Below are 17,404 nucleotides of genomic sequence, written 5' to 3'. Positions count from 1 at the left end.
GACTGTTTTGGCTATTAGATGGAATTTACGTAGACGCATACTTGCGCTTGCTTGTTTATGTGTTGTCGCAAGCGCCTTAGTTACTAGTTATGAGCACTTGCAGCGGTGGATAAGCGACAGTGGAACAAATAGTGTAATACTGGCGGTGGTTGGGCCAATGTCGGGTAATGAAGCCGACAAAGGTTTATCAATGGTTCACGGTGCTCAACTTTATGCTGATCTCCATAATAGCCAGCGGCAAGATAACCAAGTAGCCATTGTTGTTCAGCAATACGATGATGCAAATGACAAAAGCAAAGCACAGCTAATTGCGAAGCAGTTAGCTGCAACTAACAATGTAGTTGCCGTATTAGGGCACCGAGCATCGGCTACCTCGATTAAGGCCGCCAGTATTTACCAACGTGCTGGTTTGCCCATGGTTGGGGGCTCAGCCACTGCAACTGAGATCACCCAGAATAATGACTGGGCTTTTAGGGTTATTCCAGATAACCATTTACAAGGTAAGTTTGTTGCCGACTACGTTGCAAGCTTAGCTAAAGGCAAAGCGGTATTAATCTATAGCCAAGATAAATTTGGCGAGTCGTTAGCAGATTCCTTTCTTAATAGAGCTGAACTGCTAGCGATTCAAACGCTGAGTTTAGGGGTGGATTTAAAAAGAGACATCGCTAAACAAGCGGAGCTAATAAGCCAAAAAATTAGTGAGTTTGGCCACACCGGAGCAGTGTTCTTAGCGGTGCATGATGTAGAAGGTGAAACGCTAGTTAGCCACTTAAAGCAGCAACATCCAAATTGGCTGTTTATTGGCAGTTCTTCTATTGGTAAGCAGAGTTTTCCCGAGCGCTTTAAACATCGAAGCCAAGAGAGAGAAGTGTCTGGTTATTATACTAATGGGGTGTTCGCCGTTAGCCCTATCTTATTTGATGTAGCCAGTGAATCAACTCAACTTTTTTATCAAAGCTTTCATAAAGGTTTTGGTTATGAGCCAAGTGGTGTTTCGGCCGCATACTATGATGCGGCAACTATCGTATCGGCCGCAATAGATGCAGCAAGCGGTGAAGCAGGCGGAGACGATGACTTTAGCCAGCTTAATATAGCTAGCCAAAGAGCAGCGATAAAAAATCACTTAACTGGTTTTGATTCACCCAATAATGCTGTTCAGGGTTTAACCCACTCTTTGTATTTTGATTCACAAGGCAACGTATTACGCCCTATGCAAGTGGGCTTGTTTAGTGGTGGGGCTTTTGTTTCTGCGCCGATCCAGCTGCAGGATGTTAATGACGAAAATCTTGCGGTGCGCCGAACTGATGTGGTGTATACCGGCATTGAAATGCAAAACATTAGTGAGTTTTCCACCATAGATATGACCTTCAAAGCTAAATTTAAGCTTTGGTTTAGAAGCACGCCTGGGGTAAAAGCCGAAGACATCGTGTTTTTAAACTCGGTAGGTGATTTGGGCTTACAACAACCAATAGAGTCTAATTTTACAAGCCAAAGTACTTACCAGCTTTATCAGGTTGAAGGCACTTTTCTCGCAGATGCAAAACCCGGTAGAGCAGCCTTTGGAGAATACCAACTGGGCGTAAGTTTTAGGCATACTACGCTGCCAAGAAGTGAGCTTATTTATGTATCAGATATTGTTGGGCTCGGCCAAACCAGCCTACATAAAAACCAAGCCAACCAGCACAAGGTTCAATTTGACACCAGCCAGTGGCGCCAAGGCAGCACTTTGTCTTTTCAAGATACCTTACGTAAACGCAGTTTAGGTGATCCCAAGTATTTACATTCAGACAGACAAGCCGTGGAGTTCTCTCGGTTTAATTCTCTAACGCCGGTACAAGAAAATGTATTAAGCCTAAGGGGGCGTATTCCTGCACAGTGGCAGCAGATAATCTTTTATAGCAGTGTATTGGCGTGGTTACTTTACGCATTGGTTTTAGACTTTAAGATACTGGGTCAGCTATCTAGAGCTTATGGCTTAGGGAACAAGCTTTTATACGCCTTGTTTATAGCTTCCGCTGAGCCCTTGTTTTTAGATTGGTTAGCGCAAACTTATCCTAATACTAATCAGCTGTTTGCTAGCAATTGTTTCGACGTATTGTGGTGGCTACTGTTGGCCTCGACCTTAGCTTTGTTAATCGATGTACTGCTTTGGGACCCCATAGAAAAGCGCAGTGGCCGCCAAGTTCCACGAATTATGCGCCACTTAACCCGAGGTTTGGCCTACATTGGAGCGATATTTGCGATTCTCTCTTTTGTATACCAACGAGAGCTAACCAGCTTATTAGCAACGTCTGGCTTAGTGGCAATGATCCTAGGCTTGGCCTTGCAATCAAACCTTGTGAATATTTTCTCGGGCATTGCTATTAGCTTGGAGAAGCCGTTTAAGCTTGGAGATTGGATTAGCCTAGGTGGCTATGGCGGGCCAATTGTAGGCGAAGTGATCGACATGAACTGGCGCACAACCAAGGTAAAAACGGCTGACAATACACTCTATTCTATCCCTAACAATACTTTGGCAAACGCCAATTTAAACAATGTGAGTAGCAGTGGACAGATTGTGACAGGTGGTTTTTCTGCCTCAGTAAATAAACAGTTAGAACCCTTGCAGGTGATCCCGCGGATAGAAGCCGCCCTTATGGCTATTGACGCCGTTAATCGGGTTTATATTGATGTAGCTAGCATAGGCTCTGACAATGTGGATTATCAAATAAAGCTGGTGCATGGGGTAGATGATACCGCTACAACTACCGATTTAGTTTGGCAAGCTATTTGGCGTTTAGATGCTGAAATTAAGCAGGAACTTGTGGTAATAGAACCAGAGTTGGAAACCCCGTTACTTAATGATGCATAGTGGCGTTTGTTCCTTTATAGAAGTTTGTTAAGCTGGGGCAAACTCAACGAGGGAACAGCCGATGCAATTACACATTACCAACGGCGATAGCGTGGGAGACATGCTTAAGCAATCAAGTATTGTCCAGGGTGAGATACTGTGTTGGCGAGACGTATTGCATGATGGGCCAATTGTGGCTGCAGAAGGGCAAGCTTATCTAAAAGCTCGAGCTAGTTTCATTCATGAAACAATAAGTTTGCCCAGCCCTTTGCCTACAATGGATATTAGTGAACAGCAGATCTTGGATGATTTTGTTCAGCGCCAAGCTGTTTTAGAAAAGCTAAGCCAGTATAAAGAGATTGTGTTGTGGTTTGAACACGATCTCTATGATCAATTGCAGTTAGCGGAATGTTTATTTCATTTAGCTAAAAATCCCCAACTTACCGAGCAATTTCGAATTATTTGTATTGGTGAGCATCCAGATCTTGATTATTTCCATGGCCTAGGAAACCTTTCGATTAGCCAGCTTGAAGCACTTTATCCAAATAGACAAACGCTTAGTGTTGAGCAATTAGAATTAGGCAAAAGGGTATGGCAAGCACTTGCAGCCAACACGCCTGAGCAACTCAATCATTTACTCCTAGAACCTTTATCACCACTACCATTTATGGCGAATGCTTTGCTGCGTTTTGCCCAAGAGTATCCTTGGCTTGATAAGGGGCTAAGCCTTACACAATTACGCATTCTTGAGTCTTTGGCTAAACCAATGCAAGAGTTACCTATTTTGCGAAGCAATCTTTGTCAGCAAGCTAAATATCAGGATGAAGCAGAGTTAGTCGCGGATCAGCGTTATCAACAAATTATGGAAGACTCTGAGATAAAACTAGGGCGACTATTTGTGAACTTGCAAACCTTAGAAGATGCGCCTTTTCTTGGGGATGCTTGGTTAAGCAAAGAGCTTTACTGTTTGTCTCATTTAACTCCACCTTGTGTAAAAATTGACAACAAGGATGACAAACACTGGAGCATGGATGCTAGTTACACTATCACCGATGCTGGGCTTTACGCGCTTGAGGGCACAATAGTAAAAGAGCTTTCTTCTCAGCTAAGTTTTTGGCGAGGTGGAGTTAACATCAGCCAAGATAATTACTGGTGCTGGGACCACAAGCAAGGCCAGATAGTGATGCAGTAATAGCGAGGCAAAGAGCGGCAATAAAAAACCACGCTTAGCGTGGTTTTTAGTTTTATTTACAGTTGCTGTTTAACCTTTCACCATCAATGGGTTTAGCGTAACCATCAAAACAGCGGGGCAATGGCCAAGAGGGTTTGCTCACAACTAAACCCTGGTTAGGGTCGCAAACTTCTCCTTCGCTAGCTAAGCACCATGAGTTGGGTTCTGGCGTTGCTGCTTTGTTTTGCTGATGACGATATTTAGATACCGCTTGATAAACAACACGTCGGGCTTTGTTTAAGCTGCTTAAGGGTTCCCAGCCTTCTACTGCTCGCCACGGATTCATCGATATATTTTCACAAAACTGCTGTTGCTGCTCGCTATATAAATGCTGCGGAGGAATGTTAATCGTTGCAATGCTAATGAATGGCGAGGCTTGCTCAGACCAAATAGCGGTAGCATCGTCTACCGGCATGTAATAGCCCGGCAGTTTTTCTTGTACCATAAACTCAAAACATGCTCCGCCGTTTGCTAATTGAGTTTCTAATTGATTGCTTAAATAATCAGGATCTGATTTATCTACCTTGCTAGGGAAGGTCATTCCGGCACAAGGTTTAGTAGAAAACTTAATGGTGCTGTTGCCTAAACGGTAGGGCAGCATAGAAAAATACTGTGCTTCAAGTGGCGTATTGATAACCGATGAGACGGTTTGAATCGCCCGATAAAACTGTTTGGGGTGCAAACGTGGTGGAAACAAGCTAATAAACCACTTGGTGCGTTGAAACTTCGCCAAGTAAGTCATGTCGTCTGCGTAATCAAAAATGTTGCGGTTAAAAAATGCCGGCGTATTGGTCATAATGAAATCTTGGTTATGACTCTCTCCGAGTTCGGGGGCAATGGCTTTACCTGGTACGTTCATTACTTTTACCGCCATTCCTCGCGCGTCGCCTTTACTATCAGCTTGTACTAGCATGTCGCCATTGGAGAAACGGATCCAAGCTTTATATTGCTGATTTTCTTGCGCAAACAGCCCAGCTTTAAAACGCTCTGGAATGTCCGGATTTACCGAGAAGGTAGCTCTAGCACAACCGGTTGCTTTGGCATGCGCGTCCCGTCTATAAGGCAAGCCGTTATATTGCTCTGCACGTTTAGATATTTCGCGCGCCGAGTTAATCGCCGACATAATGGCTTCTTGCTCTGGCTTGGTAATGCCCATTTCTTTATATAAGTCGTTAGCATTAGCAGCATTAAAACTTAAACCAAGCAAACAAAGGGCTAAAGGTGATTTAGTAAATAGTTTTTTCATCTTAGTGCACCTTTGCTGGATTGTTTTTCGCGGCGTTAAAGCTGTCTAAACAAGCTTGCTGTTCAGAGCCAAACTGTGGCGCTTGAGTGTATTTAGACCAATCAAGTGGGTCTCCACCAAGCTTGTCGCTAAATTCTGGGTTGCCCATTACTTTCAAGTATTCTAATAAAGCGGCACGCTCCTGCATGCTAAGCAAACGACCGATTCGGCCCGGCATATCAACATCAGTGAATAGGTGCCCTTGGTTACCGTTGCCCTTAATATTGGTATCGTGTTTAAAACTACCTGGGCGTTGTTCGGTAATAAAACCTAGATGGTCTGGGTTGTACTCACGATTACCAATATAAAATTGCTTTGGTCGCTCGCGAAGTGGCGATAACAGGTGATACAAAGTAGGCACTGAACCATTATGCAAAAATGGTGGGGTAGCCCACACTCCATGTAATGGGCGCGGTTTATAAGCACGCATATTGGCGATTCTAAAAGGTACATTTAAACCATCGTAGTCAGCAATCAAGGCTTTATCGATGTTGTTGTCTTGATAAAGCTTTGGCACTAAACGATTAAGCAGTATTTGTAAGCCATCGCCTGCATTTACCGGGGCCGAGCCTGGAATAATTTTGCTACCATCGTAGCGGTGATCCATGTAGTTATCTGCAGCAGTAGAGTCAGTGCCGATCACCGAGGTTTTAACCCAAGGCATTGCCCAAATTACCTCGCGCCAATCTTCGCGTACCGCTTGTTGGCCAACAAAAGTAATGTCTCCGTCCATATCCCATTGCCAGTTTACATCTATTTGCTTGTCTGGATTTTCGCCAGGTTTGCTGGCTACTTTCCATTGGTAGGGTTGGACTTTATGCGGTCCATGACAAGCCTGACATTGGTCTAGGAATAAGTCTTTACCTTGGGTGGCAAGCTGGGTATCAATGTTTCCTAGAATAGCTTCTGGCCAACGCGGCGGCTCTAGTGAGCGTAAGGTGCCTTCAACGCAGTGCATGCCGGCTAAATCAATAACTGATTCACCAAACTCTTCGCTAGTTAATAATTCACCTTCATCATTCACTAGTTTGATTGGCGCTAATACGCCTAGGCTTTCGCCCACATTCCGAGCCATTGCTTGGTTGGTAAAACCAGTGTATTGCACCCAATCAAAACGCCATATATCCCAAAGGAAGGGATAGCTCACGGGTGCATTAGCGACACGATAGTTAGCGGGTTCGTCGAGATCGTAGCCAAATACCACATTGGCTATTCGGCCTACTGCGTCTGTTCGGCCGCGGCCTTCTTCAACAGGGTAGAGTTTAGGAGCACCAGCGCCCGATACAAATTGCTTAATATTACCCAAGAAGCCCCAAATTTGCTTGCGTAGTTGCTTACGCTGTGCAGGATCTTGTCCTGCAACGCGGTCAGCAAAACGGCTCCATTTACTTGGATTAATGAGGGTTGCGACTACAGAGGCGGCGAGGGTAGTAATAAACTCGCCACGTTTGGCGTTAGAAATGCTTTGCACTGCCTGACCACCATCGATGCGCAGCGCGTTACCTTGGTAGTGAAGCTCACCGGTATGACACATGGCACAGGTAAGATCTAAGCGCTCCTTACCGGATTTAGGGTCAATGTGCCGACCTAAACCTACTGGAAGGTTGCCAGGGTTTAAGGTGGTAGGCTGCTGGCCAGGGGTTACAATAAAGCCCCAGCCGCGCATATTGTCGGGGCTGGTTAATAAATCTTTGGAAAGCGGCAGCTCGAGGTTGATAAACCAATCATACTCTAGCCCTAATAGCTCGGTACCTTGCGGGGTAAAGTAAAAACGCTCCCGTTGCTCGTCGGTCCAACCTTTGTTGAGGTAGTGAACTTGATTCACTGTCTCTATGGTTAGGTTAGGTTTGAGGAAAGCTTTTAGCCCTAAATATCCAGCTGTGATCAAGGCAATGCCGAGAAAAGAATAGCGTAACCAACGTGGTCCTAATGCTAGCCAAACCTGCCAAATTGCTTTTACTAAACCCAAAATCCAGTTTAACAAGCGGGTGGTGGCCTTAATAATTAGCTTAAAAGGCAGTAAGACGATTTTTAAGACGAGCAAAAGTAGCCCAGACAGGAGCTGTTTTAGCATAGTTTCAAATCCATTTGTAAGAATGCAAGCGGCCTGCGTCGTGCAGGCCGTAAATGTTGGTTAAATGTTATAGGTATTTTAAGTGGATTGCACTTAACTATTACTAAAACAAAGAGATAGATCTAGGGGCTGTATATCTTTCGAGCTGATTTTTGCAGCAGTTTGTGGCTGATTTATACAAGGCAGAAGCTTTGATGTGTAGCGAGCCTACATGAGAAGCTGAGAACGCAGTAGAAATAAGCCACAGAGGCTGCCCAAAGGGTTCGGCTAAAATCGCTTTATGCTTTGTTAAGGTGTGTTTACCTAGAATGCTAGGCTACACACTCTTTGCCGCGCCTAAAGCGATTTTATCGCGAACAAAATTTAACCGCGAAAGATAAACAGCCCCTAATAACAGCATATTTACACTTAGCTGTGAATTAACATTCGATAATGTTTACTGCTAAGCCACCACGAGCAGTTTCTTTATATTTGCTCTTCATATCGCAGCCAGTTTCCCACATGGTTTTGATGGCTTTATCTAAAGAAACTTTGTGCTCACCACTGCCTCTTAATGCCAATCGTGCGGCATTTATCGCTTTAAGCGCGCCCATGGCATTACGTTCAATGCACGGAACTTGCACCAAACCGCCGATCGGATCGCAGGTCAAGCCAAGGTTGTGCTCTATGCCAATTTCAGCGGCGTTTTCAATTTGTTCGGGGTTACCACCAAATATTGCCACCAAGCCTGCTGCAGCCATCGAGCAGGCTACGCCCACTTCGCCTTGGCAGCCAACCTCAGCACCAGATATAGACGCGTTGGTTTTGTATAAAGAGCCAATGGCAGTAGCGGTTAGAAAAAACTGATTGATTGAATCTTGATCAAGCTCTTGAACGTGATTGTGGTAGTAGTGCAATACCGCTGGGATAATACCTGCGGCGCCGTTGGTTGGTGCGGTAACTACTCGGCCACCGCCAGCATTTTCTTCACTAACCGCTAATGCATATAGGTTAACCCAATCCATCACATTTAATGGATCAGAGCTCAAGTTTCGCTGCGAAGCCAACTGCCGATTTAAAGTTGGTGCCCGTCTAGCCAGTTTTAAGCCGCCCGGTAATATGCCTTCTTCACTAATGCCGCGTTTTACACATGCTTGCATTGTAAGCCAAATTTGTTGGGTGTATTGGCTAATGGTTCGGGTGGAACAGTGAACTTGCTCATTAGCCGAGACCACGGCCGCAATGCTTTTGCCGCTCTCTTTGCAGCGTTGTAATAAGCTCTCGGCGTTCTCGAAGGGATAGGGGTAATTGTGACTCGACGTATCGTTTTCTTGGCCTTCTTCGACAATGTAACCGCCGCCTATAGAGTAATAGGTGGCCGAGATGCTTTTGCCATTGTCTAGGTAGGCATGAAAACTTAAGGCATTGCTGTGGGCTGGTAGCTGCTTACGACGATGAAATACAATGGCACCTGTTTTAGCGAAGTTAATGGTCTTCTTAGCTAACAGCGACAACTCTTCGGTTTGCTCAACCTTTAGCAGCACCTGATCAACGGTATCAACATCCACTAACTCGGGCGACTCACCCAACAAGCCCAAAATAACGGCCTTGCCTGTGCCATGGCCTTTGCCTGTTGCACCTAATGAACCAAACAGTTCTACTTTAATGTGATCAACTCGATTTAGCTCAGCGTTGCTGTCTAAACGCTCTGCAAACAGCTTAGCTGCTTTCATTGGCCCAACTGTGTGAGAGCTGGAAGGCCCAATACCTATTGAGAATAGGTCAAATATACTTACCATGTTTAATCCTAGCTAAAGCTGCTTAAGCCACTAAGTTGTTAATTCTGAGATTATAAGTATATTTAGTTATCTGCAACAATGAGAAGCGAAATCACGCAATATTTTAGCGGTGGCTCCCCATATCACATGTTTTTCTACTTCTATAAAGTACACTTCCTCGAGCTTTCCTCTGCGTTTGAAGGCATAGCCGTGGTAATTATCTAGTCGCAAAAAGGGCTGTAGTGGCAATACCATTACCTGAGCCACTTCGTCGTAGTTAAGTTTAAACGACAACGCTTGGTTGGTGGTGGCTATAAAAGGGCGTACCGAAAAATTACTTACTGTGGTTTGTTTTGGCAATTGACCATGAATAGTAAATGCAGTGGGATGAATGCCAATCTCTTCGTAGGTTTCCCTAAGCGCAGTGTGGCTAAGGTTAATGTCTTCGGGATCGTGTTTGCCACCAGGTAAACTTATTTGTGAAGGGTGGTGGCGCAGATGGGCGCTGCGTTGAGTTAGCACTATTTGTTCTGCTTGCCCTGGTTGAACAATAATTGGTAACAGTACTGCCGCGGCATGTTTAGCGCTGCGAGGCGAATCTTGTTTAGCGAGTTGCAGGAGAAAGCGTTGTAAAAAATGTGTGGTTTCTTTTTGGGACAACGGTTTTCTCCAACTTAGGTTATTCGAGTACCGGAAGAATTCGACTTAATTTGTCGAAGGTTTCTTGATATTCGGCGTCAACTTTGGAATCTGTGACAACACCGCCACCAGCCCAACTGTATATTTTTTGATTTTCGCACACTAAGGTGCGAATGGTGATATTGGTATCCATATCACCACTACTTGATATATAACCAATAGCACCACAATAAGCGCTACGGCGGCTCTCTTCAAGCTCCTCAATAATTTGCATCGCTCGAATTTTTGGGGCTCCGGTTATCGAACCTCCAGGAAAACAAGCTGCTAATAACTGTTCTGCAGAGTAGTTCGGAGCAAGTGTTGCGCGGATTGTGCTCACCAAGTGATGCACCGCTGGGAAAGATTCGATGGCAAATAGTTTGGGGACTTCTACTGAGCCAGGGCTCGCGACCCGGCCAATATCGTTACGCAGTAGGTCAACAATCATGAGGTTTTCGGCTTGGTCTTTCTCGGCACTGAGTAACTCGTCGGCCAGTTGTTGATCACGCTGCTTATCCGTACTTCTTGGGCGCGTACCTTTAATTGGTTTAGTTTCTATTTCACCATTTTTTAAGCTAATAAAGCGCTCTGGAGAAACGCTAAGAATACAACTGCAGGGTAATCGCATAAATGCGGAGAAAGGCGCTTGGTTAGCTGCAATAAGGCGCTGGTAAGCTTCGGCTTCTGTTCCTTGGTAGCTTGCACTAAAACGCTGCGCCAGATTGATTTGGTAGCAATCACCACTCAACAAAAACTCTTGTACTTGTTCAAATTTGCCATGGTAGGCCGCTTGGTTCATATTACTTTGCCAGGCGCTGGTTAGTTCAAATTTAGGTAACTCTTGGCTTGTTTGAATGCTTAGCCAAAGCTCACGCTGCTTTAAACGCTCAAGGGCAGCTTTGTCGTCGCCAATCTCATGCCATTGAATTAGTGTTGTGCGTTTTGCGTGATGGTCAAAAATAAGTGCCCAATCATAAAAGCCTACTGCCATATCGGGAGTGCTTAAATCTTTGGCTAAGCGCTCTGGTAAAACTTCTAAGCTTCTTCCTAAATCATAGGACCACAAGCCTAAGGCGCCACCTTCAAAAGGAAATACTGAAGTACTAGCGTGCTCTTCGGGGAACAGTTGCTTGCGCAAAGACTCAAGTAACTCAAAGGGTGCTTGTTGGCTTTGGTAGTGCTGCTCGCCAACCCTAACTTTGGACGTGTCATCGCTATAAGAAATAGTGGCAATAGGATCGGCGACTAAAATATCAAACTGGTTATTTTCGTGAGAGTCGGCAGCCGATTGTAAAAAACAACACCAGTCTTGCTGTGCTAGTTGCTCAAAGAGTTGTACTGGGGAAATAGAAAAAGTTTTACTAACAATCATATAGGTAGTTTTGCGTGACCATTCACTATTCAGAATTGAAGATGTAGATAAATTGTAAAAACTTAGCTTTAGGTTATAGCAGGCTTTGTGACGCAAGGGTATCATAGGCGCTGAAGGATAACGACAACAACCCTAACAGCCGTAACAACAGCCCCGATAAAAGTTGTTGATAATAAAAGGCAATAATAAGGAAACGTGGAGACTTTATGACCATCATCCGTAAACAGGACTTTATTGACAGTGTCGCAGAATCGCTGCAATTCATTTCTTACTACCATCCCCTCGATTTTGTCACCGCAATGGCGGAAGCGTACGAAAAAGAACAGAGTATTGCTGCCAAAGATGCCATCGCCCAAATCTTAATTAACTCACGCATGTGTGCTCAAGGTTTGCGTCCTATCTGTCAGGATACCGGCATTATCACTGCGTTTGTAAAAGTAGGGATGAATGTTCAATGGGACAGTGATCTCACGGTTCAAGAAATGGTTGATGAAGGGGTTCGTCGTGCTTATACCAACCCAGATAATCCTTTACGTGCTTCTATTGTTGCTGACCCTAACGGGGCACGTAAAAACACCAAAGACAATACTCCCGCGGTAGTCCACATAGACTTAGTAGCAGGTGACAAAGTCGAGATTATGGTTGCAGCCAAAGGTGGCGGCAGTGAAAACAAATCTAAAATGGTAATGCTAAATCCATCTGATTCTGTTGCGGAGTGGGTTCTAAAAACCTTACCAACAATGGGTGCTGGTTGGTGTCCACCGGGCATGGTAGGCATTGGTATTGGCGGCACTGCAGAAAAAGCTGCAGTAATGGCCAAAGAATCGCTAATGGATCCGGTTGATATTCAAGACCTCATCGCTAAAGGCGCAGAAAATGCCGACGAAGAACTACGTTTAGAGTTGATGGATGGCATTAACAAACTGGGTATAGGTGCTCAGGGCCTTGGCGGTTTAACCACGGTGCTTGATGTAAAAGTAAAATCTTGCCCAACGCACGCAGCTTCTAAACCGGTTGTAATGATCCCCAATTGTGCAGCTACACGTCACGCGCATTTTCATTTAGATGGCAGTGGCCCAGCGGTATTAACGCCACCTAAGCTTGAAGACTGGCCAGAGATCACTTGGGATGTTGGTGATAATGTTCGCCGAGTAGATGTAAATAAAGTGACCAAAGAAGAAGTAGCCACCTGGAAAATGGGTGAAACGGTATTGCTTAACGGCAAAATCCTTACTGGTCGCGATGCTGCCCATAAGCGCATTAAAGAATACCTAGAGCAGGGTAAACCATTCCCTAATGGCGTAGATTTTAACGGCCGATTTATTTACTACGTAGGTCCGGTAGACGCAGTACGAGATGAAGCAGTTGGTCCAGCGGGTCCTACAACGTCTACTCGTATGGACAAGTTCACAGACATGATGCTCGAAGAAACGGGTTTAATGGGCATGATTGGTAAGGCGGAACGTGGCCCAGCAACGGTGGATTCTATTGCTAAACATCAGTCGGTTTATTTAATGGCGGTAGGTGGTGCTGCTTACTTAGTATCTAAAGCGATTAAGAATGCCAAAGTAGTGGCTTTCGAAGATTTAGGCATGGAAGCTATCTATGAGTTTGAAGTAGAAGATATGCCGGTTACTGTAGCAGTTGATGCTGACGGTAACTCTGCTCACCAGCAAGGACCAGCAATTTGGAAGGCTAAAATTGAAGAACTAGATGCAAAACTAAGCAAGTAATATATTTAGTTTTGCTTAGGGTCTGTTGATTTATCGCTGCAATAATCAGCTCGGAAGATCAATAGACCCTAATGAAAGCGGCTTAGGCCGCTTTTTTTTGTGCCATTTTTTTGTTTAACAGGTAATCGGCAGAAAATGGACCCGCTCCCCAAATAACATTAATTAATATCATTAAGCCCCATAGCTGGTGGTCGTAAAAACCACCGGGCCAAAGTACTGGGTAAGACACTACAGCGATGATATTAAACAAGAACAACTTCAAAGCAAAAATACGGGTAAACAAGCCTAGTACCAGAAATACCGGCAAAATTAGCTCGGCTGCAGTTCCTAGATAGGCTGCTAGCTCCCAAGGTAAAATTGGCACTTGGTACTCAAGTTCAAATAGATAAAGCGTTGAATCCCAGCTGGTAAGTTTTAAATAACCTGAGCGGAAAAATACAATGGCTACCCATATTCGAGTAAACGTGAGTAATAGAGGGATAAGCAGAAACTGCATCATCTCTACGGCTTTTAGGTAGATATTATAAAGTGGCATCATTTGACTCTCCTATCTCTGATGCAAAACTAAAATGGGATAAACGTTGTAATTGAATAGATTCGCCAAGGAGGGTTTCTAGTTCTGCCAAACAGTGTTGAGGCAACTCACCCAATGGACGTAGTTGCTGGCAATGGTTAAGAAACGCATAACTAAGCGGGGATATTTGTTCTAGCTGAACTTCAAAATCAGCTTGCTTAGTAAATAGTACAAAATCTTGTTCATCTAACTCGATGGCTTCAACTTGGTTTGCTTGAACCATTTGGTAGATAGAAAAAACAGGGTATTGGCTGGCTAGTAAAGACTGATGAGGCGCTAAATGCAGCACAGCATTACCTAATTGCTCTGCTGGTATCGATTGGATAACTTCTACAGTAAAAAACTGGTTTGTTAATGGTTGGCCAGCCGTCTGTTCAATTTGCCAATCTAGCAGCGCGATATCTGCTAAATAGGGTAGTGTAGATAGTGCGTCTTGTTGTTGTAAGAACTGATTAAAACCTAAGCCAAAGAGGTTGAGGTCACCTTGATTATGACCATGCTGTAAAATGAAGTTTTTAGCGACAAACTTAAAGTATTCTTCACCCACTAGCTTTTGCACTGTTGGGTAACTGGCACTCAATGCTTCGCTAAGGCTTAGCACATAGTTATTTTGGTAGATTTGTATCGACTCTTCAGCGCTTAATGCGATATTGGCTAAGCGAGATTCAAGGCTGGTATCTGTTTGATTTAGTGAGCGAGAAAACTCTTGCTGTAGTTGTTTAAGCACAGTTCACCTCGCTTATTGCAAGATCAATATGTTTAGCTTGTGCCACTTCTTCAATGAGCACCTCTAAGGATGGAAAATCGCTGTCCCATTCAATAAGAGTGGGGATGCTATTGGCATAGTATTGCTGAAATTGGCGATACAGTTGCCATACCGGCTCACTAACTTTTTGGTTGTGGCTATCAATAAGCACTGTTTTGTTGTCGAGTTGTTTTTCGGTATAACCCGCTAAGTGGATCTCTTTAACTGCCGCTAGATTTAGTGTCTCTAAGTATTCTTGGTTATCCCAACCTAGGTTATGTCCGCTGACATAGACATTGTTAATGTCTAACAGCAAACCGCAGCCAGTAGCTTCAACCAACCGGTTCAAAAACTCCGGCTCATGAATGTGGCTTTCATGATAGGCCAAATACGCCGAAGGATTTTCGATAAGCAGTTGTCGCCCCAAAAAATCTTGTGCTTGGTTAACGTGTTCTATAAATACCTGTAAGCACTCTTCCGTGTAAGGTAGGGGCAGTAGGTCGTTATAAAAACGCCCGTTAATGCTGCTCCAGCTTAAATGCTCAGAGACGATAAAAGGATTAACATCATCAATTAATGCTTTTAGTTTCTCTAAATGTGTTTTGCTTAATGCATCGAAGGACCCTAGTGACAAACCAACCCCGTGCACACTAATAGGGCTGTGCTCAGCGATTTGCTTAAGTAGATGATAATCGTAAGAGTGAGGGTTGAAGTAGTTCTCAGCGTGTATCTCTAGCCAATCCAATTGCTGGTGTTTGTTTAGCAACTGTTCTGCATAAGCTGAGCGCAAACCAAGCCCGTATTGTTTTTTTGTCATAGTGTTGTTCGTTTAAGCGAGGGAGTAGGGAGGCTGCCGAACCAAGTTTAGCTGGTTCGGCAGTTACAAATTAGCTAGATTGTTTGCTACCACCAGCTAGTTTGTCACATAAGCCTTTTGGTAATACAACAAAAGCGTCTGATTGGTTGTCAGCTGTCGCTGTGCCAGCACATGAGCTATTTTTGGTAGCACAGTCATTTTTACCCGCTTTGGCAACGCCGTAACATTTCTCTTTACCTGCAGCAACAGCTGGAGTGGCGGTAAGAGTACCCAATGCGATTAAACCAGTTACTGCTGTAGCGATTGCAATGTTTGAACCTTTCATAATATTTCCTTTATCAAATTGTGTCGTGTTAAGTACAACTTGTTCACTTAGTTGTAGCTAAGGAAACCGCATTACTAAAGAAAAAATTTCGTGAGTTGTGAAAAAATATCAACAATAGAGCAAAGGTTTTTACAATTTTATATTAAGTGGCTTTTTGTTAGTGCTAGGCATGGCGAGGCTTAGGCCTTGATTTTGTTAGCTTTAAAAAAGTTATTTATTTTTTTTATTTTTTTAGTGAAAGATTAGGTTGCAGCTATGTAAAATTAGCTCGCTAGTCACTAGCGAAATACTTACCAAAACTAACTAAGATTTGTCCTTACGTTACTGTCGAAAATTATGCTGCTACGTTTTAAACGAACTCTAGGCAGCATATTGTTATCAGCTTAAGGAAACTTCTTGGTATGTGGCTTGTCTACAACAGCGCTTGTAACAGTTACGTGCTTTTTTCTAGAAATTAGTTAATTATATCAATACATTGTTTTAACAGGTTGAATTTATGAAACAGCTTATCTTGGCTAGCGCCTTGACACTATTGGCTAGCGCCTGCACAACGGTAGTTGAAGAAGAGCAAACTCAGCGCAAAGAACAACAATATCGCGATACTATTATTGTGAGTGCAGAGCCTGGTTTTACTGTGTTTAAGCAACAAACAGTATGCGGTCATCCATTACTAGAAGAAGCCTTGCGAAACCCCCAACGCTCTGATGTGCATGCTTATGATGCGTTTCATGAAGCCTTTGCTCAAAAATTTGAAGACTTAGGTATCCACTATTTATCTCAAGCTGATGATAGCTGTGATTACTGGATGGCGTTTGCATTGCCTACTAGTCAAAAATTAAGTGATGAGCAATTGATGACTTTGTTTGGGGTATCGCCAGGATTGGCGGATGACGGCAACCAAGACTTTCAACGTGCCACCCTAATGATGAGTTTGTATACCGCCCAGTCTAATTACAAAATGTGGCAAGTAAGTTTGCAAGCCTTCGCCCAAGTTGAAACCGATGAAATGGGACGCCGCCAAATAGCCATTAAACCAGAAGGTGTGAATTACGCGGTAAATCGTGTATTTGCTTATTTAAGTGTTAAAGACGCGCTGTAAATTGCAGGCAAAAAAAAGCCCAGCTACAGGGGGCGCTGGGCGTTCAATTTAAGTATTTAATTGCAGTGGCATAGATTAAGACCCAGCGTTTTCGATAAAGTTTCAAAAATCTTCATTTTTTTCTTAAAAAAATCCAAGCTCAGTTCTCGTTTTTAGTTTCACCCGCAAATTATACCTAGCGAATGATTGACATCTGAAGGCCTTAAACGTAGATTTTAAACAGGTGTTTTATTTTTAAGGTGTCATAGTGAGACAAGGAACTAAAAGTAAGATCCTCGATGCAGCTGAACGTTTATTCGCTGAACGAGGATTTGCCGATACCTCGTTGAGGTTAATTACTTCTCATGCTGAGGTTAATCTTGCCTCGGTAAACTACCATTTTGGTTCTAAGAAAGAACTTATCCAAGCCGTTCTTATGCGCTACCTAGAGCAATTTATGCCCTTGGTAGACAAAGCGATGTTAGAACATATAGAAGGTGATACACCGCCTAATCTTGACCAAGTGTTCTCTTCGTTTATTGACCCCTTGCTTGAAATGAACCAAGTGAAGAAACACGGTACCGCAATGTTCCTACTATTATTAGGACGAGGGTATACCGACAGCCAAGGGCACCTACGTAAATTTATTACTCATCACTTTGGAGAAGTGCTCAGCCGTTTTCAGGAAGCGGTGAGATTAGCTTATCCAGATTTATCTGACAGCGATATATTTTGGCGTTTGCATTTCACCTTAGGAACAGTGGTGTTCACCATGGCATCGAGCACTGCCCTAAAAGATATTGCCAGCGCCGACTTTAATGAAGATTTAAATACCGAAGGATTAATCAGAAAAGTAATCCCCTATTTGGCAGCCGGTGTGGGTGCGCCAACCTAAACAATAAAAA

General features: G+C 43.8%; 14 protein-coding genes. 5 read left to right on the top strand and 9 right to left on the bottom strand.

Annotated elements, in window-relative coordinates:
- Nucleotides 1-7: 7 nt before the first annotated feature.
- Complete coding sequence (locus ACYFDN_RS00670) at nt 8-2,851, top strand: ABC transporter substrate-binding protein (protein ID WP_483509675.1); 2,844 nt, start codon at nt 8-10, stop codon at nt 2,849-2,851.
- 61 nt (nt 2,852-2,912) lie between these two features.
- The gene (locus ACYFDN_RS00665; RefSeq protein ID WP_483509674.1) at nt 2,913-4,022 is read left to right on the top strand and encodes a DUF1835 domain-containing protein; all 1,110 of its coding nucleotides are present in this window, start codon (nt 2,913-2,915) and stop codon (nt 4,020-4,022) included.
- Between the two features lie 52 nt (nt 4,023-4,074).
- Here ACYFDN_RS00665 and ACYFDN_RS00660 read toward each other — a convergent pair whose 3' ends face one another.
- From ACYFDN_RS00660 to pabB, 5 genes are all read right to left on the bottom strand, one after another.
- Nucleotides 4,075-5,307 carry a catalase family protein gene (locus ACYFDN_RS00660; RefSeq protein ID WP_483509673.1) on the bottom strand — a complete coding sequence of 411 codons (1,233 nt, stop codon included), beginning with the start codon at nt 5,305-5,307 and terminating at the stop codon, nt 4,075-4,077.
- A 1-nt stretch (nt 5,308) separates the two neighbouring features.
- Entirely contained in the window at nt 5,309-7,420 is a 2,112-nt protein-coding gene (locus ACYFDN_RS00655) for a di-heme-cytochrome C peroxidase (RefSeq protein WP_483509672.1), read from the bottom strand.
- A gap of 419 nt (nt 7,421-7,839) precedes the next feature.
- Entirely contained in the window at nt 7,840-9,198 is a 1,359-nt protein-coding gene (locus ACYFDN_RS00650) for an L-serine ammonia-lyase (protein WP_338626155.1), read from the bottom strand.
- A gap of 66 nt (nt 9,199-9,264) precedes the next feature.
- Nucleotides 9,265-9,837 carry a CoA pyrophosphatase gene (locus ACYFDN_RS00645; protein WP_483509671.1) on the bottom strand — a complete coding sequence of 191 codons (573 nt, stop codon included), beginning with the start codon at nt 9,835-9,837 and terminating at the stop codon, nt 9,265-9,267.
- Between the two features lie 19 nt (nt 9,838-9,856).
- Nucleotides 9,857-11,227, bottom strand: a complete 1,371-nt coding sequence (gene pabB, locus ACYFDN_RS00640) for an aminodeoxychorismate synthase component I (RefSeq protein WP_483509670.1) — start codon at nt 11,225-11,227, stop codon at nt 9,857-9,859.
- Between the two features lie 206 nt (nt 11,228-11,433).
- Between pabB and ACYFDN_RS00635 the strand changes: the two genes are divergently transcribed.
- Entirely contained in the window at nt 11,434-12,960 is a 1,527-nt protein-coding gene (locus ACYFDN_RS00635; protein ID WP_016401852.1) for a fumarate hydratase, read from the top strand.
- 82 nt (nt 12,961-13,042) lie between these two features.
- Here ACYFDN_RS00635 and ACYFDN_RS00630 read toward each other — a convergent pair whose 3' ends face one another.
- The 4 genes from ACYFDN_RS00630 to ACYFDN_RS00615 form a co-directional block, all read right to left on the bottom strand.
- A complete protein-coding gene (locus ACYFDN_RS00630; RefSeq protein WP_152780827.1) occupies nt 13,043-13,498 on the bottom strand; it encodes a DoxX family protein in 456 nt (151 codons plus the stop codon).
- Complete coding sequence (locus ACYFDN_RS00625; RefSeq protein ID WP_483509669.1) at nt 13,482-14,261, bottom strand: HvfC/BufC family peptide modification chaperone; 780 nt, start codon at nt 14,259-14,261, stop codon at nt 13,482-13,484. Before ACYFDN_RS00625 ends, ACYFDN_RS00630 begins: the two co-directional genes overlap by 17 nt.
- Nucleotides 14,254-15,096 (bottom strand): MNIO family bufferin maturase, encoded by an 843-nt coding sequence (gene bufB, locus ACYFDN_RS00620; RefSeq protein WP_016401849.1) that lies wholly within the window; start codon nt 15,094-15,096, stop codon nt 14,254-14,256. The genes ACYFDN_RS00625 and bufB overlap by 8 nt, the downstream gene beginning before the upstream one ends.
- A gap of 70 nt (nt 15,097-15,166) precedes the next feature.
- Nucleotides 15,167-15,421, bottom strand: coding sequence for a BufA1 family periplasmic bufferin-type metallophore (locus tag ACYFDN_RS00615; protein WP_016401848.1), 255 nt, complete (start codon nt 15,419-15,421; stop codon nt 15,167-15,169).
- Between the two features lie 496 nt (nt 15,422-15,917).
- Between ACYFDN_RS00615 and ACYFDN_RS00610 the strand changes: the two genes are divergently transcribed.
- Together ACYFDN_RS00610 and psrA are read left to right on the top strand one after the other, a co-directional pair.
- Nucleotides 15,918-16,520, top strand: a complete 603-nt coding sequence (locus tag ACYFDN_RS00610; protein ID WP_483509668.1) for a hypothetical protein — start codon at nt 15,918-15,920, stop codon at nt 16,518-16,520.
- 247 nt (nt 16,521-16,767) lie between these two features.
- On the top strand, nt 16,768-17,394 hold the full coding sequence (gene psrA / locus ACYFDN_RS00605; RefSeq protein WP_483509667.1) for a TetR family transcriptional repressor PsrA: 627 nt from the start codon (nt 16,768-16,770) through the stop codon (nt 17,392-17,394).
- Nucleotides 17,395-17,404: the final 10 nt, after the last annotated feature.

This window comes from Agarivorans sp. D1326 (assembly GCF_056958115.1).
Note: the sequence above shows the minus strand (reverse complement) of the source record. Positions and strands in the feature narration are given on the sequence as shown.